Source organism: Paraburkholderia sp. C35 (genome assembly GCF_003121405.1).
Taxonomy (GTDB): domain Bacteria; phylum Pseudomonadota; class Gammaproteobacteria; order Burkholderiales; family Burkholderiaceae; genus Paraburkholderia.
In genome coordinates, this window is record NZ_QBUY01000008.1 from 149,527 (window position 1) to 172,649 (window position 23,123).

A 23,123-nucleotide genomic window follows, 5' to 3' on the forward strand; every position below is an offset into this window, starting at 1 on the left:
TCATGTCAAAGACACTCAAACTACCCGCTGGCGGCGAGATCGGCATCCTCGTGATGATCATCGCGATCGTGTCGCTGATGATCCTGCCGTTGCCGTTCTTCATGATCGACATCCTCGTCGGCCTGAACATCGCCACGGCCGTCACGCTGCTGATGATCACGCTATACGTGCCGAGCGTGGTTTCGCTCTCCGCCTTTCCGTCGATCCTGCTGTTCACCACGCTGTACAGACTGTCGCTGAGCATCGCGTCGACCAAATCGATCCTGCTGCATGCCGAAGCGGGCGACATCATCGACAGTTTCGGCAAGCTGGTCGTAGGCGGCAATCTGGTGGTCGGCATGGTGGTGTTCATTATCATCACGCTGGTGCAGTTCATCGTTATCGCCAAAGGCTCGGAGCGCGTCGCGGAAGTCGGCGCGCGCTTCACGCTCGACGCGATGCCCGGCAAGCAGATGAGCATCGACGCCGATCTGCGCGCCAATTTGCTGACCGCCGACGAAGCACGCCACAAACGCGCGACGCTTGCGCTGGAAAGTGCGCTGCACGGCGGCATGGACGGCGCGATGAAGTTCGTCAAGGGCGACGCGGTGGCGGGCCTGATCATCACGATGATCAACATCGTCGCGGGCCTCGCTGTCGGCGTGCTCTATCACGGCATGACGGCGGGCGAAGCGGTGAACCGCTTTTCGATTCTGTCGGTGGGCGACGCGATGGTCGCGCAGTTGCCCGCGCTGCTGCTGTCCGTCGCGGCAGGCGTGATGATCACGCGCGTCGCTGACGACCGCGACGAGAAGCCTCGCTCGCTTGGCGCGGAGATCGGCAAGCAATTGATGGGCAGCGCGCCCGCGCTCGGCTTTGCGGCGTTGCTGCTGGTTGCGTTTGCCGCGGTGCCCGGATTTCCGTGGCCGCTCTTTCTGGTGTTGAGCGGCATTCTCGGCTTCACCGCGTGGAAGCTGAAAAAGCGCGGCCCGGCGCGGGCGTTCGAAGATCTCGAAGCCGTGCGCTCGATGCAGCGCGCGGGCGCGAAGAACGAAACGCCCGCTATTTCCAGCGTGCCGCCCGCATTCTCCTGCGCGCTCGGCGTGCGCCTCGCGCCCGATCTGTGTTCACGGCTCGCCGTGGACCGCCTCAATCATGCTTTCGAGACCGAGCGCGCTTCGCTTCAGGAAGAACTGGGTCTGCCGTTTCCGGGCATCCACATGTGGATCAGCGACAAGCTCGCGCCATCCACCTGCGAGTTCCTGATGCATGACGTGCCCGCTTTAACGCTCGAATTGCCGCAAGGAAAAGTGCTGCTGGCCGATTTGCCGCAACGGCTCGCTGCGCAACCCGACGACGCGCAAGTGCAGGCGCTCGCCGGACGCTGCGAGCAGCGCGAGCCGATCGACGGCAGCGCGCAGCCGAGTTACTGGCACGACGAGTCGACCCTCGCCGATAAGACATCGAGCTGGCGCGCCGAACAGGTGATCGCGCATGTGTGCGTGCAGTTGCTCAGGCGCAATGCGTCGCTGTTCCTCGGCGTCAACGAGGTGCAATGGATTCAGGAGCAACTCGGCATCGAATATCCGGGCCTGCTTGCCGAAGTGCAGAAAGTGCTGCCGCCGCAACGTATCGCCGATGTATTGCGGCGCCTGCTCGAAGAGCAGATTCCGATCCGCAATATCCGCAACATCATGGAAAGCCTGATCGCGTGGGGACCGAAAGAGAAGGACGTGCTGATGCTGACCGAGTACGTGCGCGGCGATCTTGCGCGCTTTCTCGCGCATCGGGCCGCGCTCGGCGCGCGCATTTTGCCCGCCATCCTGCTGGACGCGCCCGTCGAGCAGCATATCCGCCAGGCGATCAAGCAGACGCCAACAGGGAACTACCTTGCCTTGCCGCCCGATCAGGTCAGCTTCCTCGTCGACAGCATCGAGTCGTTTGCGGGTCTCGCGCCGAGGCCCGGCATCGCACTCGTCACGTCGATGGATATCCGGCGCTACGTGCGGCGCATGATCGAAGGACGGCTTGGCTGGCTGTCCGTGTATTCGTATCAGGAGCTCGGCGGTCATCTTGAGCTGCAACCCATCGGTCACGTGACCGCCTGAGGCCGCGTATGTCGAGAATCAACTCGCGCCCGGTGCGCGTGATCGCTTCGCCTGCGCCTGCGCAGAGCACGTCGGCTTCCGTACGCACGCGGCGCGCACGGCACGCGGACTTCGCCACACTGTTGCGCCGCGACGATCCGCCATCGCGGGACGCTCCGTTCGACCATCATCATCGCGAGCCTTCTCACGAACCGGCGCAGGACCTAGCGCAACACATCGGCAACGCGAGCCAGCGCGTGGTGGCCGCCGTGCTGCGCCGCGAACAGCAGATGCTCGAGCTTGCCCATGTGCTCGCGCGGCATATCGGCGAGTTTGCGTCGAACGCAGCGCTTCGCGAAGCGGGCCACTGGGAAGTGATCTTGCGCATCGACCCTCAGCGGCTGCCTGGCACGCAGCTACACCTGACGCTTTCGCCTGCCGTTCTGCTGCTTCGCTTCGACGTGCAGGCCAACGACACGCGCGAACTACTCTTGCATCATGCCGGCCTGCTCGAACGTGAGCTGCGCCAGGTGCTCGCATCGCAAGGCGAAGCGCGCACGCTCGAACTGACGGTTCACTAGTCCTGCCCTATGTCCACTGTATCCACCGCGCGTCCGTATGCAGACAGGCTGCGCCAGGTTGAACCTGCTGCTGCACGCGCCGCACGCTTTCTGTGCGATGCGCGTCATCTCCACGCGTTGCGCCGGCTCGGCGCCATCGATGCGCTCGAAATCACGCCCGCCGTTGCGGCCCGACACGATTTCGACGAAGCCGGCCGCATCGTGCTCGCTCATCTGGCCGGCACGCTCGCCATCGATGTCGATCTGACGCGCTATCCCGCCTTGCAGATCGTTGCGGCGAGCGCGGGCGACAGCACGCGGCACACGTTGCGCAACACGCTTGCGAATGCGTTGCTCGCGCCGCTCGTGCAGCGCTTTCAGGCGGCAGGGCTGGGACGTTGGCGCGTCGCTTCAGTGGAGCGTGCGTCAGGCGCTGCCGTGAGCAACGAGCGCTTCGATGCCGTCGTGCTGCATGACGGCATCGCGCATCGGCTTTCTGTCGAAGCAACGGGCGCGACGCTCGACCTGTTGCACGCGCGGCTCGCTGCTCTGCCGTCGCTGCATCTGATCGGGACGTTTGCCGCGACATCGCCGGTGCGCATCGCCGGATCGATTGCGCTCGGTGCGCGGCGCGTGCCGCTCGCCGCGTTGCAGTCGCTGCGTCCCGGGGACGTGTTGCTGCGCACGTTCGCGCCCAGCGTCGCGCAAGCGCTGAACAACGCTGCACCGTTCGCCGCCCGTGCCGCTTGGGGCGCGACGGGCACCAGCATGCGGCGCATCCATGCGCGTGTCGTGATCGACGGCACGCAGATTACTGTCGAAGAGCAACCCATCATGAACGAAGAACCTTTACAGGCCGAATGGCCCGACACCTTGCCCGGCGATGGCGAAGCCCCGCCGCACGAAGACGCGCTCCACGACGTCCCCCCGGAACAACAAGACGCTGCCTTCGAAGACAACACACCACTCGACATCGGCCTGCTCGATCTGCCCGTGCAGTTCGAACTCGACAGCGTGGCATTGCCGCTCGCGCAGCTTGCCGCCCTGCGGCCCGGCTACGTGATCGAACTCGCCGCACCCGTGCTCGATACGCCCGTGCGGCTCGTCACGCATGGGCAAACGGTCGGCTATGGCGAGATTGTCTGTGTCGGCGAACATCTTGGCGTACGTATCACGAGGATGGCCTATGCCGGCGATTCAGACAGGTGACATCACCGGGCTGCTGATCGTCGTGCTGGCGATCAGCGTGATCCCGTTCATCGCGATGGTGGTGACCTCGTACATGAAGATCGTCGTCGTGCTCGGGCTGCTTCGCAACGCGCTGGGCGTCCAGCAGGTGCCGCCGAACATGGTGCTCAACGGCATCGCGATCATCGTCTCCGTGTACATCATGGCGCCCGTCGCGTTCTCCGCGATGCAGGGCATGCAGGCGAACCAGGCGCCCGGCAACGTCACGCAGAACGTCACCGAAGGTATCGCCGCCGCGCGCGAGCCGTTCCGCACGTTCCTCGAAGCGCATGCGCAGCCGCGCGAGCGGCAGTTCTTCCTGCGCTCGGCAACCGCCCTCTGGCCCGCGCAGCAGGCGAAGGCACTGAAGGACACGGATCTGATCGTGCTCGCACCTGCCTTCACGCTGACGGAGCTCACCGACGCCTTCAAGATCGGCTTCCTGCTGTACATCGGCTTTATCGTCGTCGATCTCGTGATTGCGAACGTGCTGATGGCGATGGGCCTGAATCAGGTGCAGCCGACCAACGTCGCGATTCCGTTCAAGTTGCTGCTGTTCGTCGCGATGGACGGCTGGTCCACGCTGATGCACGGCCTCATTCTCGGCTACCGGTGAATCCCGTAGAAGCCGCTTTCTTTCATTGACGGACTTGCCATGACTCTCGATACGCTCGTCGGACTCGCGACGCAGGGGCTGTTGCTATGCCTGTATGTGTCGCTGCCCGTTGTCGTCGTCGCGGCGGGTGTCGGCCTGCTGGTGTCGTTTCTGCAGGCGATCACTTCGCTGCAGGATCAGACGCTGTCGTTCGGCATCAAGCTGATCGCCGTGGTGGTCGCGCTCATCGTGGCGGCGCCGCTTGGCGCATCGGCGATCCTGCGCTTTGCGAACCAGTTGCTGTTGACGGCTGTGTCGCGATGAATCCGCTTCACACGCGCCCTGTCGCAGGCACCTCCGGCGCCGATGCGGCCACGCAGGCACAGCGCGGCACAACCGAACCTGCGCAGCAGCACACGCGTGCGCGGTTCGCCACGTCGCTGCGCAACAACGTGCGCTTTGCGCATGCGCACCACGCGCATTTGCAGGGACAGGCGCGTTCGGCCAACGCACGGCGGCTGGCAAAAGCGCTAGCGAAAAAGCGTCAAGGCAAAGCTGCGACAGCACGCTTTGCGCCCACGCGCCGCCCGGCCACGACGCGTACGGGAACAGGCGCACCCGGCGCGCGGAATGCCGATCGCCAGCGCAACGCGCCGCTGCGCGTGACACGCGACGGCGGCAATGGCGGCTCACGCGGCGGCGGACAGCAGCAGGACCAACAGCAACAGCAGAAGCAGCAACAGCGCCAGCACGGTAATCACGATGATCTGTCGATGCTCGACGGCACGCATGGCAAGCACCGCGCGGCGGGTGCGATGCCTGAGTTCGCCACGCACGCGCTGACGCTCTCAGGCACCGCACGCCGCGATGCACTGGCGAGCGCATGGTGCGATGTGTTGCTGCAACCTGGCCGCCCGCTGCACGACGCGGTTGCGCAACTGCGTGTGCTGCGGCAACGCGAAGGCGTGCTGCCACTCACATCGCTCGCACAGGTCCGGCAGTCGCTGATGGATGCAACTGCGCGCGCCGCAAATACGCGTCAACAGGCAGGCGGCGAGGCGCGTCCGGCTGACAGTGTCCATCACGTATTCGCACCGTTGCTCGCCCTGATCGCGGGAAGTCCGTTGCTGCCCGCTCGTGAAAGACGTGCAACCGGTGCATGCGCGGCACTCGATGGTCTCGCCCGTATGCGCAGCATGCGTAAAGCGCAGATCGCTGAGCCGTCTGCGTCCGTCTCGCCGTCCACTTTGCGCGCGGACTGAACGACGCTTCGCGTGCACGCAAGTGCCTTCGCAAAGGGACCGTGCCACGCCCGATGCGTCCACTAATCTGCGTCTCATCGAAGGAAGCGGAGCAGCGTCACAGCCGCCCGCGCTTCACAGCCTGATCGACCGAACTCATGAAACAACTGCGCATCCTGACGGGTATTCATGCTGGCGCGACGGCTCCGCTCTCTCCCGGTCCATACCGGATCGACGCGGACGACGACGCCGACATCCGCATCACCGACTGGACAGGTCCGTCCGCAATCGTCGAAGTCGGCGACAGCGACGTGGTGACCGTGCGCCGGCTTGCTACGCAGCAGGCCGACGTGACTGCCGGTGACGATAACGGCACGCATGAGACAGCGAATGAAGGCGTCGAAGACACCGCGCCCGTTTTCATGCTCGACTTCCTGCCGATGCAGTTCGACCAGAGCGTGATCTGCATCGGCCCCGACGACATGGAATGGCCGAGCGATCTCACGCTGCTGTCGACGCTCCTGAAGCCCGGCCAGCCGGACGACGCCGCACGCAGTCAGCGGCACTCGCGCCGCCGGACCTTCGTCGCGCTTTGTGCGGCATGCGTGGCGCTGGCCGTGATCGGCGGTGTCAGCGCGCTGTCGATGACGACACGCGCGAAGGCGTCGATGCTGCCCAACGATGTGGCCGCGATGGAAAACGTGAACCGCGAATTTGCCGCTGCGCATCTCAACGAGTTACGCGCGTCGCTCGACGGACACGGTGGCGTGCTGGTGCGCGGCCTCGTCGCGAATGAATCGGAGAATCTCGCCGCGCGACGTTTGCTGGCCTCGATCACGGCACCACGCATGCAGGCGCAGTACGGCATAGCGGAAGTGATACGGCGCAGCATCGGCGAGAGCCTGCCCGTTGCGGGCATCAGCGTGCGCTACGACGGTGGCGGCGTGTTCTCGATTGCCGGCAAGGACGTCGACATGGACGCGTTGCAGCAAGGCGTGCGGCGCATCCGTCCGGATCTGCCCGCGAACGTGAAGGACATCCGCATCGACGCGACGGGCGCCGAGCAGGCCGATGCGCCGGCAGGTGCGAGCTATATCGCGATCGTGTCGTCGGATACGGTGCGCTATGCGCAGACGCCCGACGGCGTGAAGCACATCTTCATTCTCGACAGCGAGGCGAGCGCAGCCACTTCCGATACGGCAAGCGCAGCCGGTGCAGCCGCGCCGCACGCCGCCAGCGACACCGCGCCGGCTCCTGCCTCGCACGGCACGCCGTTGTCCGGGCCTGCCGCCGCGCGGCACGCGCTCGACTTACCCCAGACATCCGTCGCACAGACGGCCGATACGTTACGGAGATGATCATGTACGAAGCCATTGAACGCCACGCACCGCTTTTCATGCAGCTGCAGACGGTCGTGACGGCGCCCGACGCCGATGCGCGCGTCGCCGAACTGCGCAAGGCGCTCGAAGACAGCGCCGAGCAGCTCAATCACGCCGCCGACGGCACAGCCGCCGACCGCGATGCCCGCGCCCGCATCTATCGCGGCCTGATCGCTGCAAGCCGGATTGTCGGTCAACTGCGCGAAGACGCGCTGCGCGGCTGACACAGCAAAACCTCTTTCCCCGTTTTTTCAACCACCCGTCGGACATCCTGTCTGCGGGATCATTCCAGGAGTGCAACCATGCCCGGTATTGCAACAGCAGGACAAGCTCTCGGCGGCGCCCTCGTCGGCAACGTCAATTCGAACAGCGCGACGGACAGCGCGACCAGCACCATCAACAACAACGCCCAGCAGCAACTGCAGATTGCCGAAGCGCAATCGAATGCCAGCCTGCTGCAGGCACTCGGCGAAGCGATGAAGTCGGGTGCGTCGAGCATCCAGAAGGCCGCACAGGCGTCGTAATGTGCGCGGGCTGGCCGTCCACGCGGCGGCCGGCCATGTGCGCGTTACGCAGTCTCTTTCAGCTTGCACGACTATCCTCGCCGTGAGTGAAGACCGTTACACAGAACTTGTCGCCTCGCTATGCGAGGCCGTCGGCCTGCCCGACGTCGAGCACGTCTTGCAGACCCATTCGATCGAAGTGGGCGGGCTCGATGTGCGCCTCGACTGCTTCGACGAAGACCCCGACGCGCTCTATCTGAGCTTCGACTTCGGCGCGGTGACGGCGGGACGCATCACGACCGTCTACCGGCTGATGCTCGAAGCGAACCTGCTGGTGTATGCGCAGGACCAGGCGCAACTCGGACTCGATTCCGACTACGGCAACGTGGTGCTGCTGGTGCGCGTGCCCTTCGCCGACTCGCCGACGGGCGAGACGCTCGCCGATCTCCTCGCCCACTATTCGGAACACGGCGCGTACTGGAAACAGAGCATTCTCGAAGCCAGCGACGAACGTTTCGAAGCCGGCGTATCGGGTAATTTCTCGTGGATCCGGGCATGACATGCTCACGAAAAACCACGCCACGCTAGAATGTCCCGCGACACGTTCTGAACATGGCTACACGATGGATCTGCAAACCGACCTGAATTTCTTCAACCTGCTGGCGGGCAGTTACCGACGCCTGCTCGGCATCGAACTCGTGCCGGACCACACGCGTGCCGAAGATGCCGCGGCCTGGCTGTATCGCGATGCGCCCTTCGGGATACTTGCGCACAATACCCTTCAAGACCCCGTGTTCGTCTATGGAAACCGCCGCGCGCAAACGCTGTTCGGCTATGACTGGGATGAACTGACGGCCCTGCCTTCGCGCCTTTCGGCCGAAGCGCCAGAGCGCAGCGAACGTCAGGCCTTTCTCGATCAGGTGAAGCGTGACGGCTTTGTCAGCGGCTATCGCGGCGTGCGCATCGCGAAGACGGGGCGCCGTTTCTGGATCGAACGCGCAACGGTATGGCAACTGATCGACGAACACGGCACGCTGCATGGCCAGGCTGCCATGATTCCGCACGTCACGGCGCTCGCTGAGTAGACATTCTTCCGCTTCATCATTTGCGGTTTTCTCATCTGCTACGCCCGTTTTTGCATCATCTGCGTCTTGTCGGACGATGCGCACGCCAGTAGATTCAGGCGATCACGTCCCCGACGCGAGCGCCCACGATGCATGCGCCCGTCGACATCCAGATGAGCCATGTATCAGTACAACGAGTTTGACAAAGCTTTCCTGCGCAATCGCGCTGCGCAGTTCCGCGACCAGATCGAGCGGTGGCAGGACGGCAGACTGAGCGAAGACGCCTTTCGTCCCTTGCGGCTGCAGAACGGCTGGTATGTGCAGCGGCATGCGCCGATGCTGCGCGTCGCCGTGCCGTACGGTGAACTGTCGGGTGCGCAGTTGCGCGTGCTCGCCCGCGTGGCGCGCGAATACGATGCGCCCGAAGCCGACGTGTACCGTCGCGCGCTCGACGCGCAACGCAAGCTCGGCACCGTGCGTCTGCCGACCCATCACGCGCACTTCACGACCCGCACCAACGTCCAGTTCAACTGGATTCCGCTTGCCAAGGCAGCGGACGTGATGGATCTGCTCGCCACTGTCGACATGCACGGCATCCAGACCAGCGGCAACTGTATCCGCAATATTTCCTGCGATGAGCGCGCAGGCGTCGCACCCGACGAGATCGCCGACCCGCGCCCGTTCGCCGAGATCATGCGCCAGTGGACCACGCTGCACCCCGAGTTCGCATTCTTGCCGCGCAAGTTCAAGATCGCGATCACAGGCGCCAGCGACGACCGCGCAGCGACCGACTGGCACGACGTCGGCTTGCGGCTGCGTCATGGCGACAACGGTGAACTCGGCTTTCGTGTGACGGTCGGCGGCGGCATGGGGCGCACGCCGGTGATCGGCACGGTGCTGCGCGAGTTCCTGCCGTGGCAGCACATCATGAACTACATCGAAGCCGTGGTGCGCGTGTACACCCAGTACGGGCGGCGCGACAACAAGTACAAGGCGCGTATCAAGATACTCGTGAAGGCCGAGGGGCAGAATTACATCGACGAAGTGGAAGAAGAGTTTCGCCAGATCGTCGAACACGACGGCGGCCCGCATACGATTCCGCACGCCGAACTCGAACGCGTCAGTGCCTATTTCGTGCAGCCAGCGACGGATGAAGTCAACAAGCCGTCAAGCCCCCGCGCACTTCAGGCGATTCACGATGCAGCCGCCAGCACGCCGCAATTCGCCCGCTGGCTGGAACGCAACGTCGCGCCACATCGCAATGCTTCACTGCGGATCGTCACGCTGTCGTTCAAGCGTCTGTTGCAGGCACCCGGCGACGCCTCCGCTGATCAGCTCGATCAGGTTGCCGATCTCGTCGACCGTTTTTCGGCGGGTGAAGCGCGTGTCACGCATACGCAGAATATCGTGCTGCCCTGGGTGCATGAAGACGATCTGCTCGCGCTGTGGGAAGCGGCACGCAGCGTGGGACTGGCCAGTGCCAATGTGCATTTGCTGACGGATATGATCGCGTGTCCGGGCGGCGATTTTTGCGCGCTGGCCAATGCCCGTTCGCTGCCGATCGCGGAAGCGATCACGGAGCGCTATCAGGACATGGACGAACTCGAAGACATTGGTGAAGTCGATCTGCACATCAGCGGCTGTATCAATTCGTGCGGACATCACCATAGCGGGCACATCGGCATTCTCGGCGTCGATAAAGATGGCAGCGAGTGGTATCAGGTCACGCTAGGCGGCTCGGATGGATCGCATGCGAGCGGCGATGCGCAACCCGGCAAGGTGATCGGCCCGTCGTTTTCCGCGCATGAAGTGCCCGATGTGATCGACGCCGTGCTGCGCACGTATGTCGAGCATCGCGCGCCGTCTGGAGCGCGGCGCGAGAGCTTCATCGAAACCGTCAGGCGTGTTGGACTCGATCCCTTCAAGACGGCTGCCAATTCGGCGCGTGCTCCGGTGGAGGTATCAGCATGAACGGGCGCATGAACTCAACAGCGCGTATCCGCATTCTTGTTTCCGGCGATCACGTAGCCGAAGCGGTCGATCATGTCGTCACGCTCGATAACGACGCCGATCCGTTTTTGTACAGCGAGGCGATTGCTGAGGCAGACCGTGTCGAACTGCATTTTCCGCAATTCACCGATGGCCGCGCGTTCAGCCAGGCGTATCTGATCCGCCGGCGGCTTGGCTTCAAGGGCGATCTGCGCGCAACAGGCGACGTGCTCGCGGATCAGTTGATTCAGATGGAGCGCACGGGCTTTTCGAGCGCGGTGCTGAGCGAAGGTGTCGATCTCGCCGATGCCCAGCGTCAACTGGAACGTTTCGGCGCGTTCTATCAGGGCGACGTGTCGCGCGATGCGCCGTTCAGGACAGGCCAGCAAGCCTGATCAGCTGTCAGGCATGCTCTCCAGCGTGCGCGCTGCCGCCAGCATGCCGTTCATGATCCTGTCCGCCACCTGTTCCGGGAAGCCTGCGGGCAGATCTGCCCGCACCTTCTCGACGACCTCGGGCGTGCGGGCGATGATGTCCTGCAGCAGCGGTTCTGCCGTGTCGCCGTAACCGACCTTCCTGGCCGTGCTGTTGAAGTGCCGACGCTCGATGGCGTGCATCTGATAGTGCTTGCTCTTGCCGAGCAAGGCCATCGCCAGCTTGATTTCACGTTCTGCCCATTGACTCGGCCCGTCGCCGATCACCGGATACGCCGACATCACGTCGTACATCGGTGTGAGCCTGAAGCGCCCCGCGCCGCCGCCAAGCAACTGGATGCTGAAATTCTTCGCATGACCGTCCGGCGCGCGCATCATCCAGAACAGGATCTGCGAGGCCATCAGCGTGCGCATGTCGTCTGCGGCCTGCTGCGACTGCTGCAAGAGCGTAAATATCTTCTGCAGGCCTGGGCCGCCCTCATTCTCGTATTTGATCAGCGGTGACGTGCCCGTCGCCTGGCAGAAATCTTCCTGCACCAGCCGGAATAGCTGTTCTCCATCGCGCGAGCGCGCCCGGTCGAAGCGCTCGACCACCAGCACGCGCTGCGAACCAAATGTCTCGATGCGTGCCTCTGCCGTCGGCAGGCCGTACGCTTTCAGCAAGCGCAGGCACAGCCATTCGTTGTCGACCGAGGTGCTGAAGTCCGCCTTGCGCCCGCCCACCATGCCGATAGGCAGCTTGAAAATGTGTGTGGTCGGCGTCGTGCCGCGCGGTTTCATCCATTGCCCGTCCCACCACAGGAAGGCGTCCTTTTCCTGCGCGCCGGCCAGTGAGATGCGGAAGTCGTCATCGGGATCGATTGCCGCAGTGAAGCCACCCGGACTGACCACTTCGAGCAGATGGCGCTCGATGGCCTCTTCATCGACGACGATACCTTCGATCTTGTCGATTCCCTTCGGCGTTGCCTGTTCCGGCAACAGCTGCAACGCGCCGACGCAGTCGCGGCCAATCGCGCCGAGCAGATCGAATGCCTCGATGGAGCCGGTCTTGAAGCGCGCCGCCACCCGCTTGCGAATGGTCTCGCTATCCGGCAGCAGACCGTCGAAGTAATGGGTGACGTGGTCGCCCTTCAACGCCTCGTTGTGAAGGTTGAATGGCAGCGACAGGGAAATCGGGCGGCCACGCGCGGAGTTGCGCCACCCCGCGTCGTATTGAAGCTCGGATTCCCCATTGGTATTGACGGTCCAACGCCCGACGTAATCGCCGTTGGCCCAAAGGGAAAGCGTCTGGCTGTGCGAGCGGCGGCCCATGCTCACCACTCCGGCGCATCGGGTGCGTCGTTCAGTTCGGTCACGATCCGCTCGCCAAGCTGCAATTCAAGCCCGATCGCGGCGCACCAGCTGAGCAACTGCCTGAAGCTCAGCTCGCCTGGGTTCTTTTCCAGGTACGATATGCGGTTCTGACTCAGGCCGACGCGCTGCGCCACCTGCGCCTGTGTGAGCTTGCGCCGTTTGCGCGAAGCAATGAGCAGCTGGCCGAGCTGAGGCTCGGTGACGAGTGGCTGGGAGATGGGATAGGCAGACATGGACGTATCCGTTATTCGGCTATATGCAGTTTAGCCGAATAGCAGATAAAGTCAATTTAGCCGATATGCAGATATTTACGGTTTATCCGATATGCGGCTATTTCGTGAAAAAGCGCCCCGTACAAGGGGCGCGAACTGCCCTTAATCCACCCGTCAATCCCGCGCCAGTGCGCGCTCGACGGAAATCTGCGTCGGCATCATGTTCACGTTCGCGTTGTGGATCACCCACAGCGACCCCGCGACGATGATCGCGATCAACAAAGCCGTACACACGAATATGCCCGTATTCGAACGCTGATCCGCCGATGAACCCAGGTGCAGGAAATACCGCAACTGCACAACCAGTTGCACGACACACAGCACGACCACGGCAGCGAGTCCCATCGAACGCGGCACGACATGCGTCATCACCACGCCAAACGACGCAAACGTCAGCACCAGCGACAACAGCATGCCGACCACGTAGCTCTTCACGCTGCCATGCGACGCATCATGAACGTGCGCATGCGCCCCGTTCGCTCCAGAAGTTTTGCTCATAGAAATTCACGCAGATAGACAAGACTGAACACGCAGATCCACACGAGATCGAGGAAGTGCCAGAAGAGACTGAGGCAGGCGATGCGCCGCCGCGTCACGGGCGTCAAACCGAAGCGGCTGATCTGATGCATCATCACGACGATCCACAGCAGGCCCGTGGTCACGTGCAGACCGTGCGTGCCGACCAGCGTGAAGTAGCTCGACAGGAATGCGCTGGTCGACGGACCTGCGCCATCGCCGATCAGATGGGCGAACTCATACACTTCCATGCCGATGAAGCCCGCGCCCAGCACGAAGGTCGCGGCCAGCCAGCCGATCACCTTGCCGCGCCGGTTCGCATGCATGCTCAACACGCCCATGCCGAACGTGAAGCTGCTGGCGAGCAGCAGCAGCGTTTCGCCCAGCACATACGGCAACTCGAATAGCTGTTTGCCCGTCGGTCCGCCTGCCGTGGCGTTGGCGAGCACGCCGAACGTCGCGAACAATGTTGCGAAGATCAGGCAGTCGCTCATCAGGTAAATCCAGAACCCTAGCGTGGTGCGAGTCCCGCTGTCGTGTTCATGGTCATGATCGTGCGCATCGTGATGATCGCGCGCATGATGGGTCGATATGCTGCTCATGGTCAGGCCATCTCCGCCAGTTCTTCGTCACGCGGGGTTTCCAGCTTCGCGTAACGTTCGTTCTCGATGCGCGCGACTTCGGCAGCCGGCACGTAGTAATCGACGTCCTGGTCGTACGAGCGCGCGATGAAGGTCGCAATCATGCCGAGCAGACCGATGACGGCAAACGCAAACATGTGCCACACCATCGCAAAGCCGAACAGCAGGCTGAACGCGGCGATGATGAAGCCCGCGCCCGTGTTGCGCGGCATATGGATGTCTTCGTAGGCTTGCGTGGGCCTGACGTAAGCGCGTCCTGCCTGCTTGTTGTCCCAGTGCTGTTCGAGCGATGTGATAACCGGCACATGCGCGAAGTTGTAGAACGGCGCAGGCGAAGCCGTCGACCATTCCAGGCTGCGCGCATTCCACGGGTCACCTGTCACGTCGCGATACTCTTCGCGTTTGCGAATACTCACGGCGAACTGGATCAGGATCGCGAGAATGCCCATGCCGACAATTACCGCGCCTACCAGCGCGACGATCAGCCATACATGCCACTCAGGCACCGAGTAATGGTTCATGCGGCGCGTCATGCCCTCGAAGCCGAGGATATACAGCGGCGTGAACGCGAGCCAGTAACCGACCAGCCAGCACCAGAACGCGACCTTGCCCCAGAACTCGTCGAGCGTGAAGCCGAACACTTTCGGGAACCAGTAGCTGATGCCCGCGAGACAGCCGAACACCACGCCGCCAATGATCACGTTGTGAAAGTGCGCGACGAGGAACAGGCTGTTCTGCAGCACGAAATCCGCGCCCGGCACGGCGAGCAGCACGCCCGTCATGCCGCCCACGGCGAACGTCACCATGAAGCCGATGGTCCACAGCGTGGACGAGTGGTAACGGATGCGGCCGCGATACATCGTGAACAGCCAGTTGAACAGCTTCACGCCCGTCGGCACCGAAATGATCGACGTCATGATGCCGAAGAACGCATTGACGTTCGCGCCCGAACCCATCGTGAAGAAGTGATGCAGCCACACGAAGAACGACAGCACGCCGATCGAGGCCGTTGCGTACACCATCGACTTGTAGCCGAACAGCGGCTTGCCCGAGAACGTCGCGATGATCTCCGAGAACGCGCCGAACGCGGGCAGGATCAGGATGTACACCTCGGGATGGCCCCACACCCAGATCAGGTTGATGTACATCATCGCGTTGCCGCCCAGCTCGTTCGTGAAGAAATGCATGTCGAGATAGCGGTCCATCGTCAGCAGCGCGAGCGTGCCCGTCAACACCGGGAACACGGCGACGATCAGGATGTTCGTGATCAGCGCCGTCCAGCAGAACACGGGCATTTTCATCAGGTTCAGACCGGGCGCGCGCATGCGCAGGATCGTCACGATGAAGTTGATGCCGCTCAGCGTCGTGCCTAAACCCGATACCTGTAGCGACCATATGTAATAGTCGACACCCGTGGTTGGACTGTAACCAAGCTCGGACAACGGCGGATACGCGACCCAGCCCGTCGCCGCGAAATCGCCGACGAACATCGAGATCATCACCAGCACCGCGCCCACTGCCGAGAGCCAGAAGCCCAGCGAATTGACGAACGGATACGCGACATCGCGCGCGCCAAGCTGCAACGGCACGACCACGTTCATCAGGCCGAGAATCAGCGGCGTCGCGACGAAGAAGATCATGATCACGCCGTGCGCCGTGAAAATCTGATCGTAGTGATGCGGCGGCAGATAACCTGCCGATTCACCAAAGGCGATGGCCTGCTGCGCGCGCATCATGATCGCGTCGGCGAAACCGCGCAGCAGCATCACGAGCGCCAGAATGATGTACATCACGCCGATCCGCTTGTGATCGACGGACGTGATCCACTCTTTCCACAGATACGTCCATTTGCCGAGGTACGTAATCGCGCCGAGCAACGCGAGGCCGCCCAGAATCACGACCCCGAGCGTGCCCATGATGATGGGCTCGTGATACGGAATCGCATCGAGCGTAAGTTTTCCAAACATATCCACTACTCCGATACCAAAGCTGCGTGTGAAGGCAGGCGAGCGGGCTTGACATACATGTCGGCGTTCGCCGTCGTGCAGATCGGTTTGCCGCTCGCGTCACGCATGTACTGATAGACGACGCCATCGAACAGACCCGGCGCGACGTTGCTGTAGAGCGTCACGGGGTTCTTTTTGCTCGGCTGCTGCAGGCGGTCGTAGGTGGTCACGTCGAGCGCCTGCGGCGACGCCTTTGCGTGCGCGACCCATGCATCGAATTCACCACGACTCGTGACGACAGTCTTGAAGTCCATGTCCGAGAAGCCCGGCCCGCTGAACGCCGATGAACGGCCCGCATACGTGCCTTCGCTATTCGCGATCAGATGCAACTGCGTCTGCATGCCGGACATCGCATACACCTGGCTGCCCAGTTGCGGAATGAAGAACGAGTTCATCAGCGATTCGGCCGTCAGCCTGAAATCGACAGGTGTATCGACGGGCAACGCAAGCTGGTTCACCGACGCGACGCCATAGTCCGGATAGATGAACAGCCACTTCCAGTTCAGTGCGACCACTTCGACGCGCACCGGTTTCACATCCGATTCGAGCGGCTTGTATGGATCGAGGCTATGCGTTGTCTTCCATATCAGCACCGCAAGCGTCGCGACGATGATGCAGGGTATGGTCCACACGACGACTTCGATGGCAGTCGAATGCGCCCACGTCGGCGCATATTTCGCCTTCGTGTTCGACTCGCGGTAACGCCATGCAAAATACAGCGTCAGCGCAATCACGGGGATCACGACCAGCAGCATCAGGCCAAGCGCGATCAGGATCAGATTCTTTTCCTGCTCGCCGATGGACCCTTTCGGATTGAACAGCACCATGCTGCAGCCGCCGAGCAGGCTGAGTGCGCCCATGGCGGTGACGCGTCCTGCGCGTACGAGTTGTCTTCGAATGGGATGGGCGCGGGGACGTGGTCCCGCAGATTGGGGGGAACCCCCGCGTGTAGGTGGGTTGCGCATGCTTTGAGGTTGGTTGCCGGGTTACATAGCCCCATGCATCTATCCCCAAACGCCGATCACGCGCGAGCTGTCCGCCATGCCTGGCCTTACGGCGGATACATACATAGGCTATGGCGGCGCATGCTAGAGTAAGACATAAGCCATACATGCGCGACAAGTTGCCACACATGCCTTCTTCCACAGCTTCTACTACCCGCAAGCGCGCCGCGCGGCGGCCCGACTGGATCACCGACTTCGCCGATAACGGCAAGGCGCGCTATCTGCAGATCGTCGATCTGATCGAGCGCGCTGTCGCCGACGGCAAGCTGAACGCAGGCGACCGCTTGCCACCGCAGCGCAAGCTCGCGGACATGATCGGCGTCGATCTGACTACCGTCACACGCGGTTTCGCCGAAGCGCACCGGCGCAATCTGATCGAATCGCGTGGCCCGCTCGGCACGTTTATCGCGCCACCCAGGGCGACGTTCATGCAGCAGATCGATCTCAGCATGAATATTCCGCCGCCGCCCGCTGACATCGATCTCGCCGTGTTGCTGCGTCGCGGGCTGTCGCAGGTGCTGGTGCGCAGCGACATCGATCTCCTGATGACCTATCAGCTTGGCGGCGGCAGCGATACGGACCGCCAGGCGGGCGCAGCGTGGCTCAAGCCGGTTCTGGGGCGGGTGGACCCGTCGCGCGTGGTGGTCACGCCCGGCGCGCATTCGGCCCTCGCCGCGCTGATCCTGACGCTCACGAAGCAGGACGCGCCCGTTTTCACCGAGCAACTGATCTATCCGGGTCTGCCGCTGATCGCACGGCAACTCGGGCGCGTGCTCGTACCGCTTGCGTCGGACCGGCACGGCATGCTGCCCGACGCACTCGACGCGGCCTGCGCACGCACGGACGGCGGGCTGATCTATCTGAACCCGACGATCCGCAATCCGACCGCGCAGACCATGCCCGAGCGTCGCCGCAAGGAGATTCTCGCGGTGGCGGCGCGGCACAACCTGCCCGTCGTCGAAGACGATCCCTATTGGCTCTTTGCCGACGATGCGCCCGCGCCGCTCGCGGGCCTCGCGCCGCAGCAGGTGTACTACCTGTCCACCCTGTCCAAATGCATCTCGCCGGGCTTGCGTGCGGCCTTTCTGGTGTTGCCCGATGCGGCGAAACAGGAAGCCTTTCTAAAGGCCTTGCGCTCGCTCTCGCTGATGTCGCCGCCGCTCACCACGGCGCTCGTCCCGCAATGGATACTCGATGGCACGGCGGCAGAGGTACTGACTGGCATCCTCAAGGAGTCGCGCGACCGTCTGCACGCCGCGAACCAGATTCTGTCGGGAGCCGGCATGTCGGCATCGGGCGGCGCGATCCATGTGTGGCAGTCGTTACCCGCGCATTGGGCAGCGCAAAGTCTGGCAACGGCGGCAAGCACGGAAGGTCTGGTCGTCGCGCCCGCGTCGGCGTTCTGCCAGAGCGGCGATGTGCCGAACGCGATCCGCATCTCGCTTGGCGGGTGCACACGTCGCACCGAATTGACCTCGGCGCTGCGCAAACTGGCGGCACTGGTCGCGCGCAAACCTTCCGCCGACGACCGTCTGCTGATTTAACACCGCATCTGCTGCGCTCGAATTTCTGTCAACTGCTGCTGTACGAAACAGCGCCGTGCACGAATAATTCACCCAACGCTGCTTCGGAGCATTTCCTTCCTCCTTTTAACCGAAGCGCGCCGGGATCACTGCGAGTGCCCGCGGCCTCTGGCCTCCAACTCGCAGCGCTTGCAGCAGCGTCGTATCCAGCGTGGCAGGCACTAAGCCTCGGCGCCTTCGGGCGTCGAGGCTTTTTCATGAGCGCGTGACGTCGCAATGTTCGCCAGTTGCGTGACGATCTGCGCAATACTCGCGCCCGTGGCAAAGCACGCAAGAACGCCTCGCTCCTTTAACGCCTGCTGCCCTGCACTGTCGATGTTGCCGCCGATCACGACGGGTATATGCACATGCCGTGCGTGAAGTGCTTCGAGCAGACCCGACACCAGTTCGACATGCGCACCGGCAAGCGACGACACACCCAGCACATCGACGTCATGCGTCAAAGCCAGATCACACGTATCTTGCGCTGTGGCGAACAGGGCACCCGTTACTACGTCGAAGCCCGCATCCGTCAACGCAGCGGCGACGGCGCGTATGCCACGGTCGTGTCCGTCCTGGCCGAGTTTCGCCAACAAGATGCGTGGCGAGCGGCCCAGGTGTGCCGTGGCCTCGCGCACTGCATCGCAGGCGGCGACCCATGCGGCGTCGAAAGAAAGCGACTCTCCGTAGACTCCTTCCGTCACAGGCAACGCGACTGCCTGTCGCGGCCACACGGCTTCGAGCGCCTGTATGCACTCCCCGACCGTCGCCCGTGCGCGCATGCATTCGATCGTCAGTGCGAGCAGATTGCCTTCGTCTGTGCGTGCGGCATGATGTAGCGCGGCCAGTGTGTCGCGCACACGCGTTGCGTCGCGCGAGCGCTTTACCTGCGCGATGCGACGCGCCTGCAGCGCGCGAACCTGCGCAGCATCGAGTGCCGGCGAATCGAACGGTGCATCTTCGTCGTCGGCGATAAAGCGGTTGACGCCCACCACCACACGCTCGCCACTTTCGATTTCCGCCTGCACGCGCAGTGCCGATTCATGAATGCACTCACGTATCCAGCCCGAACGAATCGCTGCTACGACGCCACCTTTTGCTTCGATCTCCTCGAGCATCTCGCGCACACGCCCGGCAATGTCTGCTGTGAGCGATTCCATCATGTACGACCCGGCCCACGGATCGACCACATCGCAGATGCCCGTCTCGTGCTGCAGCACCAGTTGTGTATCGCGTGCGAGCCGCGACGCCTGCGCGGAGGGCAGCGACACTGCCTCGTCGTACGCATTGGTGTGCAACGACTGTGTGCCACCGAACACGGCGGCGAGCGCTTCGACGGTCGTGCGCACGATGTTGTTCGTCGGCTTTTGCGCGGTCAGCGACCAGCCCGATGTCTGGCAATGCATGCGCAACGCGCGCGCCTTGCTGGACTGCGCACCGCATTGCGTCGCGATCTCCGACCACAACAGCCGCGCCGCCCTCAGTTTCGCAATCTCCACATAGAAGTCCGTGCCGACGCCGAAGAAGAAACTCATGTGCTCGCACGCATCGTCTGCCTGCATGCCGCGTGCGACCAGCGTGACGATATAGGTGCGCGCATTGGCGAGCGTCAGCGCGAGTTCGAGCACGGCGTCCGCGCCCGCTTCCTGAAAGTGATAGCCCGACACCGACAGACCGTTGAAGCGCGGCACGTTCGATGCAAGATAAGCGGCCACATCGGCAGCAATGCGCAGCGACGGTTCCGGCGCGAAGATGCCCGTGTTGCGCACCATGAATTCTTTGAGGATGTCGTTCTGGATCGTGCCTCTGAGTTGCGCCGCAGACACGCCATTTTCCTGCGCTGCGACGATGAACGCGGCGAGCACAGGCAAGACTGCGCCGTTCATCGTCATGGAAACCGACACACGGTCCAGCGCAATGCCGTCGAAAAGGCGCGCCATATCTTCGACGGTATCGATCGCCACGCCTGTCATGCCTACATCGGCACTCACAGCGGGATCGTCGGAATCATAGCCGCGCTGCGTCGGCAGATCGAAGGCGACGGACAGGCCTTGCGCGCCTTCGGCCAACGCCGTGCGAAAGGCGAGATTCGTATCGACTGCCTGCGCGTAGCCGGCGTATTGCCGGATCGTCCACGGCTTTTGCGTGTACATCGACGCGAACGGTCCGCGCACGAACGGCGCCTCGCCTGGACGGCTGTCGAGATGTGCTGCCGCGTGCGCGAGGTCCGCTCGCGTATAGACCTGCTTGAGCGGCACCGCATGGCTTCGACGTGATCCCGTCATGCTCATCTGCGCCTCCAGCGCTTGTCCGTCGTGACATCGGCGATCTTCATGCCGTCGCTTTTGCGGCGCACTTCCGTCCAGTGACGGATGCCGTGCTCATTTTCTGCATGGCCGATGGCGCGCACGCTCAGCGCATCGCCCACATCGACATTGCCGTAGTAGAACAGCGAGCGGCTAGTGATCACGGGCGGCTCGTCGAAGCGGCGCCATTGCCATTCGGCGCGATCGACAAAGGCCTGAAAGCTTGCGAAGTACAAGAAGTCCGCGCCATTGAAATCGCTGTTCGGGCACGGCAGGAATTCGATCGGGTCGCCATTCGCGGGTGCGAGTTCCGGCAGCGCGTGATGGTCTTCGGCACGCAGGCGCTTGCTCATCTCGATCATTCGCAACGCGCGCTCGGGCATCGGTTCGACAGCGCCTGGCAGCGAAGCCAGCGCAGCACGCGCGACGGAACGATTGCTGCGTGCGTCGCCGCGCGTGACGAACGCCGACGACATCGACAGTTCGGCAATCTCCGTCTCGCCGTGCACGATGCGATGCGTGCTGAAATGCCGTACCGCGCCCGTCCTGCAAAGCGTGCTGTGAATATCGAAGGTGTCGTTTTCGGCGATCGCGTCGAGGCCGCGCGTTTGCAGCCGGATCGCCGTGAAGGCTGCATATGAACGGCCACCGTTATCGTCGTGGAAATCCGGCTGCGCACGGTCCGCGTGCGCAGCCAGTGCTTCCCAGTGGCGATGCCCGCACTCCTTCAGCAGCCAGTTTTCCGATAGCCCCGTGTAGCTCAGTTGCGGCATGCCCGCGCGATAGCGTTGCACCATGCTCATGCCGCGAGACTGGTCGAATCGGCGTCGATGGCGGAGCGGATCGTGTCGACCACATGCGCGGCGTCGCGCGCGATGCCCGAGAAGCGGCCCGATCCCCATGTATGCAGCCACGGCAAGCCAATGAAATACAGGCCCGTTTGTGGCGTGATGCCGCGAACATGCGCAGGATAGCCGCGCCCGTTGAACACCGGCGCATCGATCCAGCTAAAGTCCGGCCGGAAGCCGATGCACCAGATAATCGACGCAATGCCGCTCGCGGCGAGATCCAGCGACGTGCGCTCACTTTCCGGCCGCCATACGGGATCGTAAGACGCGCCTGCCGGCGCATCGATACCCTGCTTCGCGATGAACCCGTCGATGCTCGCATTGATACGGTTGTAGGTATCGTCAGCGCTATCGAGATTGCCGATCAGATTCGGCGCGAATTGCAGGCGGCCATCGCGCAGATCGTCCAGCCGGCCGTACAGTTCCATGCCTTCGGACGCGAAGCGCCGCAGGTCGATATCGCGCCCACCGTCGCGGCCCGTCACATAGTGGTTGGTGTTGTCGCGCACGCCTTCGCGCAACGGATGCTGATCGACGGGCATGTCGTAGTAGCGCATGTCGGCGAGCCAGTCGACCACGTCACGGCCACGATAGAAACGCGCGCAGCGCGGCGCTTCACCTACGGCCAGATACACCTTGCGGCCCGCCAGATGCAGATCCTCCGCGATCTGCGCGCCCGATTGCCCCGAGCCCACCACGAGCACGGCGCCCTCCGGCAATGCCTGCGGATTGCGATAGTGCGACGACTGCATCTGCACGATCTCCGCCGGCAGGCGCTCGGCCATGCGCGGCACGATGGGCGTGTGATAGCCGCCCGACGCGACCACCACCTGATCCGCCGTGAAATCGCCATTCGATGTCGATACGTAGTAGCCGCCCGCAGGCACGCGCCTGATCTTGCGCACTTCCGTATGTTCGAGCACGGGCGCATCGACCATTTCGATGAAGCCGTCGAGATACGCGATGATCTCGTCCTTCTTCATGAAGCCATGCGGATCGTCGCCGCGATACGGATAACCGGGCAGCGCGCATTGCCAGTTCGGCGTGACGAGACAGAATGCATCCCAGCGTTGCGAGCGCCAGGTATGCGTGACGGTATGCTTTTCGATCACGAGATGATCGATGCCCGCCTCTTTCAGGTAATAGCTGATCGATAGTCCCGCCTGCCCGCCGCCGACGACGATAACCGTGTGGTGCGGCACTGCGCTCGCTGCATCGGCAGCTATGGTGTTTGCATTCGACATGATTCTTTCCTGCGTTCGGTTCACAAAAGTTCCACGACGTGGACGTGTGCCTCGGGATCTTCGGCAAAGCGCTGCGCCTGCGCTTCGATCTGCGCCAGCTGGTCCATCGCCGCCGAGCACGCAAAGCCGTATTTCTCGCGCACGCGTTCGGAGCCGATATGCAGCGCCTCGCGTGCCCTGCCGACGAAATCGTCGAGTGCATAGCGCTGCCCGGCCACGAAGAATTCGCCGACCACTGTCGAAGGCGAATAGCAGTTGGCCTCGCTGCCGTCCGGCCACTGGACCCTGAAGTGCATGACTGGCATCACGTATC

Annotated in this window: 24 protein-coding genes; 14 read left to right on the forward strand and 10 right to left on the reverse strand. The window is 63.1% G+C overall.

Features of this window, described 5'->3' with window-relative positions; all coding sequences use genetic code 11:
- The first annotated feature begins 2 nt into the window (after nt 1-2).
- The 13 genes from sctV to DK391_RS08090 all read left to right on the forward strand — a co-directional run bounded on the left by sctV (nt 3) and on the right by DK391_RS08090 (nt 11,019).
- Nucleotides 3-2,087: a type III secretion system export apparatus subunit SctV gene (gene sctV / locus DK391_RS08030; RefSeq protein WP_109477459.1), complete on the forward strand. Its 2,085-nt coding sequence runs from the start codon at nt 3-5 to the stop codon at nt 2,085-2,087.
- Nucleotides 2,088-2,095: 8 nt separating this feature from the next.
- Nucleotides 2,096-2,647 (forward strand): type III secretion system protein SctP, encoded by a 552-nt coding sequence (gene sctP / locus DK391_RS08035; RefSeq protein WP_109477460.1) that lies wholly within the window; start codon nt 2,096-2,098, stop codon nt 2,645-2,647.
- Nucleotides 2,648-2,656: 9 nt separating this feature from the next.
- Nucleotides 2,657-3,835 (forward strand): type III secretion system cytoplasmic ring protein SctQ, encoded by a 1,179-nt coding sequence (gene sctQ, locus DK391_RS08040; protein WP_109477461.1) that lies wholly within the window; start codon nt 2,657-2,659, stop codon nt 3,833-3,835.
- The gene (sctR, locus tag DK391_RS08045; RefSeq protein ID WP_109477462.1) at nt 3,813-4,469 is read left to right on the forward strand and encodes a type III secretion system export apparatus subunit SctR; all 657 of its coding nucleotides are present in this window, start codon (nt 3,813-3,815) and stop codon (nt 4,467-4,469) included. Before sctQ ends, sctR begins: the two co-directional genes overlap by 23 nt.
- 39 nt (nt 4,470-4,508) lie before the next feature.
- Entirely contained in the window at nt 4,509-4,772 is a 264-nt protein-coding gene (sctS, locus tag DK391_RS08050; protein ID WP_109477463.1) for a type III secretion system export apparatus subunit SctS, read from the forward strand.
- Entirely contained in the window at nt 4,769-5,710 is a 942-nt protein-coding gene (locus DK391_RS08055) for a hypothetical protein (protein ID WP_109477464.1), read from the forward strand. Before sctS ends, DK391_RS08055 begins: the two co-directional genes overlap by 4 nt.
- Before the next feature lie 137 nt (nt 5,711-5,847).
- On the forward strand, nt 5,848-7,047 hold the full coding sequence (locus DK391_RS08060; RefSeq protein WP_109477465.1) for a type III secretion protein: 1,200 nt from the start codon (nt 5,848-5,850) through the stop codon (nt 7,045-7,047).
- Between the two features lie 2 nt (nt 7,048-7,049).
- Nucleotides 7,050-7,292, forward strand: a complete 243-nt coding sequence (locus tag DK391_RS08065; protein WP_109477466.1) for a type III secretion protein — start codon at nt 7,050-7,052, stop codon at nt 7,290-7,292.
- A gap of 78 nt (nt 7,293-7,370) precedes the next feature.
- Complete coding sequence (locus DK391_RS08070) at nt 7,371-7,592, forward strand: hypothetical protein (RefSeq protein WP_109477467.1); 222 nt, start codon at nt 7,371-7,373, stop codon at nt 7,590-7,592.
- A gap of 82 nt (nt 7,593-7,674) precedes the next feature.
- Nucleotides 7,675-8,130, forward strand: coding sequence for a CesT family type III secretion system chaperone (locus DK391_RS08075; RefSeq protein WP_109477504.1), 456 nt, complete (start codon nt 7,675-7,677; stop codon nt 8,128-8,130).
- 64 nt (nt 8,131-8,194) lie between these two features.
- Nucleotides 8,195-8,656 (forward strand): MEKHLA domain-containing protein, encoded by a 462-nt coding sequence (locus DK391_RS08080; protein ID WP_109477505.1) that lies wholly within the window; start codon nt 8,195-8,197, stop codon nt 8,654-8,656.
- 159 nt (nt 8,657-8,815) lie between these two features.
- Nucleotides 8,816-10,606, forward strand: a complete 1,791-nt coding sequence (locus tag DK391_RS08085; protein WP_109477468.1) for a nitrite/sulfite reductase — start codon at nt 8,816-8,818, stop codon at nt 10,604-10,606.
- 8 nt (nt 10,607-10,614) lie between these two features.
- On the forward strand, nt 10,615-11,019 hold the full coding sequence (locus DK391_RS08090; protein WP_109477506.1) for a DUF934 domain-containing protein: 405 nt from the start codon (nt 10,615-10,617) through the stop codon (nt 11,017-11,019).
- On the opposite strand, the gene DK391_RS08095 is transcribed toward DK391_RS08090, so the two are convergent.
- The 6 genes from DK391_RS08095 to cyoA all read right to left on the reverse strand — a co-directional run bounded on the left by DK391_RS08095 (nt 11,020) and on the right by cyoA (nt 16,706).
- The gene (locus DK391_RS08095; protein ID WP_109477469.1) at nt 11,020-12,369 is read right to left on the reverse strand and encodes a type II toxin-antitoxin system HipA family toxin; all 1,350 of its coding nucleotides are present in this window, start codon (nt 12,367-12,369) and stop codon (nt 11,020-11,022) included. It lies immediately after the preceding gene.
- A 2-nt stretch (nt 12,370-12,371) separates the two neighbouring features.
- A complete protein-coding gene (locus tag DK391_RS08100; protein ID WP_109477470.1) occupies nt 12,372-12,644 on the reverse strand; it encodes a helix-turn-helix domain-containing protein in 273 nt (90 codons plus the stop codon).
- 153 nt (nt 12,645-12,797) lie between these two features.
- Nucleotides 12,798-13,181, reverse strand: a complete 384-nt coding sequence (cyoD, locus tag DK391_RS08105; RefSeq protein WP_109477471.1) for a cytochrome o ubiquinol oxidase subunit IV — start codon at nt 13,179-13,181, stop codon at nt 12,798-12,800.
- Entirely contained in the window at nt 13,178-13,801 is a 624-nt protein-coding gene (gene cyoC, locus DK391_RS08110; RefSeq protein ID WP_109477472.1) for a cytochrome o ubiquinol oxidase subunit III, read from the reverse strand. The genes cyoD and cyoC overlap by 4 nt, the downstream gene beginning before the upstream one ends.
- Before the next feature lie 2 nt (nt 13,802-13,803).
- Nucleotides 13,804-15,807, reverse strand: a complete 2,004-nt coding sequence (cyoB, locus tag DK391_RS08115; RefSeq protein WP_109477473.1) for a cytochrome o ubiquinol oxidase subunit I — start codon at nt 15,805-15,807, stop codon at nt 13,804-13,806.
- Nucleotides 15,808-15,812: 5 nt separating this feature from the next.
- Nucleotides 15,813-16,706, reverse strand: a complete 894-nt coding sequence (gene cyoA, locus DK391_RS08120; protein ID WP_109477474.1) for a ubiquinol oxidase subunit II — start codon at nt 16,704-16,706, stop codon at nt 15,813-15,815.
- Nucleotides 16,707-16,978: 272 nt separating this feature from the next.
- Between cyoA and DK391_RS08125 the strand changes: the two genes are divergently transcribed.
- Nucleotides 16,979-18,394 (forward strand): PLP-dependent aminotransferase family protein, encoded by a 1,416-nt coding sequence (locus DK391_RS08125; protein WP_239482748.1) that lies wholly within the window; start codon nt 16,979-16,981, stop codon nt 18,392-18,394.
- Nucleotides 18,395-18,594: 200 nt separating this feature from the next.
- On the opposite strand, the gene scpA is transcribed toward DK391_RS08125, so the two are convergent.
- From scpA to DK391_RS08145, 4 genes are read right to left on the reverse strand one after another with little or no spacing between them, the layout of a single operon-like run.
- Nucleotides 18,595-20,703, reverse strand: coding sequence for a methylmalonyl-CoA mutase (gene scpA / locus DK391_RS08130; RefSeq protein ID WP_109477476.1), 2,109 nt, complete (start codon nt 20,701-20,703; stop codon nt 18,595-18,597).
- Entirely contained in the window at nt 20,700-21,521 is an 822-nt protein-coding gene (locus DK391_RS08135; protein WP_109477477.1) for a Pnap_2097 family protein, read from the reverse strand. The genes scpA and DK391_RS08135 overlap by 4 nt, the downstream gene beginning before the upstream one ends.
- On the reverse strand, nt 21,518-22,810 hold the full coding sequence (locus tag DK391_RS08140; RefSeq protein WP_109477478.1) for an MSMEG_0569 family flavin-dependent oxidoreductase: 1,293 nt from the start codon (nt 22,808-22,810) through the stop codon (nt 21,518-21,520). The genes DK391_RS08135 and DK391_RS08140 overlap by 4 nt, the downstream gene beginning before the upstream one ends.
- Nucleotides 22,811-22,830: 20 nt before the next feature.
- Entirely contained in the window at nt 22,831-23,115 is a 285-nt protein-coding gene (locus tag DK391_RS08145; RefSeq protein ID WP_109477479.1) for an MSMEG_0570 family nitrogen starvation response protein, read from the reverse strand.
- Nucleotides 23,116-23,123: the final 8 nt, after the last annotated feature.

What these genes read in the sequence shown, in the direction of transcription:
- cyoC (WP_109477472.1), bottom strand. Translation starts at nt 13,801, where the DNA reads ATGAGCAGCATATCGACCCATCATGCGCGCGATCATCACGATGCGCAC.
- DK391_RS08145 (WP_109477479.1), bottom strand. Translation starts at nt 23,115, where the DNA reads ATGCCAGTCATGCACTTCAGGGTCCAGTGGCCGGACGGCAGCGAGGCC.
- DK391_RS08060 (WP_109477465.1), top strand. Translation starts at nt 5,848, where the DNA reads ATGAAACAACTGCGCATCCTGACGGGTATTCATGCTGGCGCGACGGCT.
- sctQ (WP_109477461.1), top strand. Translation starts at nt 2,657, where the DNA reads ATGTCCACTGTATCCACCGCGCGTCCGTATGCAGACAGGCTGCGCCAG.
- cyoA (WP_109477474.1), bottom strand. Translation starts at nt 16,706, where the DNA reads ATGGGCGCACTCAGCCTGCTCGGCGGCTGCAGCATGGTGCTGTTCAAT.
- DK391_RS08055 (WP_109477464.1), top strand. Translation starts at nt 4,769, where the DNA reads ATGAATCCGCTTCACACGCGCCCTGTCGCAGGCACCTCCGGCGCCGAT.
- DK391_RS08100 (WP_109477470.1), bottom strand. Translation starts at nt 12,644, where the DNA reads ATGTCTGCCTATCCCATCTCCCAGCCACTCGTCACCGAGCCTCAGCTC.
- DK391_RS08085 (WP_109477468.1), top strand. Translation starts at nt 8,816, where the DNA reads ATGTATCAGTACAACGAGTTTGACAAAGCTTTCCTGCGCAATCGCGCT.
- scpA (WP_109477476.1), bottom strand. Translation starts at nt 20,703, where the DNA reads ATGAGCATGACGGGATCACGTCGAAGCCATGCGGTGCCGCTCAAGCAG.
- DK391_RS08095 (WP_109477469.1), bottom strand. Translation starts at nt 12,369, where the DNA reads ATGGGCCGCCGCTCGCACAGCCAGACGCTTTCCCTTTGGGCCAACGGC.
- DK391_RS08070 (WP_109477467.1), top strand. Translation starts at nt 7,371, where the DNA reads ATGCCCGGTATTGCAACAGCAGGACAAGCTCTCGGCGGCGCCCTCGTC.
- sctV (WP_109477459.1), top strand. Translation starts at nt 3, where the DNA reads ATGTCAAAGACACTCAAACTACCCGCTGGCGGCGAGATCGGCATCCTC.
- DK391_RS08135 (WP_109477477.1), bottom strand. Translation starts at nt 21,521, where the DNA reads ATGAGCATGGTGCAACGCTATCGCGCGGGCATGCCGCAACTGAGCTAC.
- sctP (WP_109477460.1), top strand. Translation starts at nt 2,096, where the DNA reads ATGTCGAGAATCAACTCGCGCCCGGTGCGCGTGATCGCTTCGCCTGCG.
- sctS (WP_109477463.1), top strand. Translation starts at nt 4,509, where the DNA reads ATGACTCTCGATACGCTCGTCGGACTCGCGACGCAGGGGCTGTTGCTA.
- DK391_RS08090 (WP_109477506.1), top strand. Translation starts at nt 10,615, where the DNA reads ATGAACTCAACAGCGCGTATCCGCATTCTTGTTTCCGGCGATCACGTA.
- DK391_RS08080 (WP_109477505.1), top strand. Translation starts at nt 8,195, where the DNA reads ATGGATCTGCAAACCGACCTGAATTTCTTCAACCTGCTGGCGGGCAGT.
- sctR (WP_109477462.1), top strand. Translation starts at nt 3,813, where the DNA reads ATGCCGGCGATTCAGACAGGTGACATCACCGGGCTGCTGATCGTCGTG.
- cyoB (WP_109477473.1), bottom strand. Translation starts at nt 15,807, where the DNA reads ATGTTTGGAAAACTTACGCTCGATGCGATTCCGTATCACGAGCCCATC.
- cyoD (WP_109477471.1), bottom strand. Translation starts at nt 13,181, where the DNA reads ATGAGCAAAACTTCTGGAGCGAACGGGGCGCATGCGCACGTTCATGAT.
- DK391_RS08065 (WP_109477466.1), top strand. Translation starts at nt 7,050, where the DNA reads ATGTACGAAGCCATTGAACGCCACGCACCGCTTTTCATGCAGCTGCAG.
- DK391_RS08125 (WP_239482748.1), top strand. Translation starts at nt 16,979, where the DNA reads ATGCCTTCTTCCACAGCTTCTACTACCCGCAAGCGCGCCGCGCGGCGG.
- DK391_RS08140 (WP_109477478.1), bottom strand. Translation starts at nt 22,810, where the DNA reads ATGTCGAATGCAAACACCATAGCTGCCGATGCAGCGAGCGCAGTGCCG.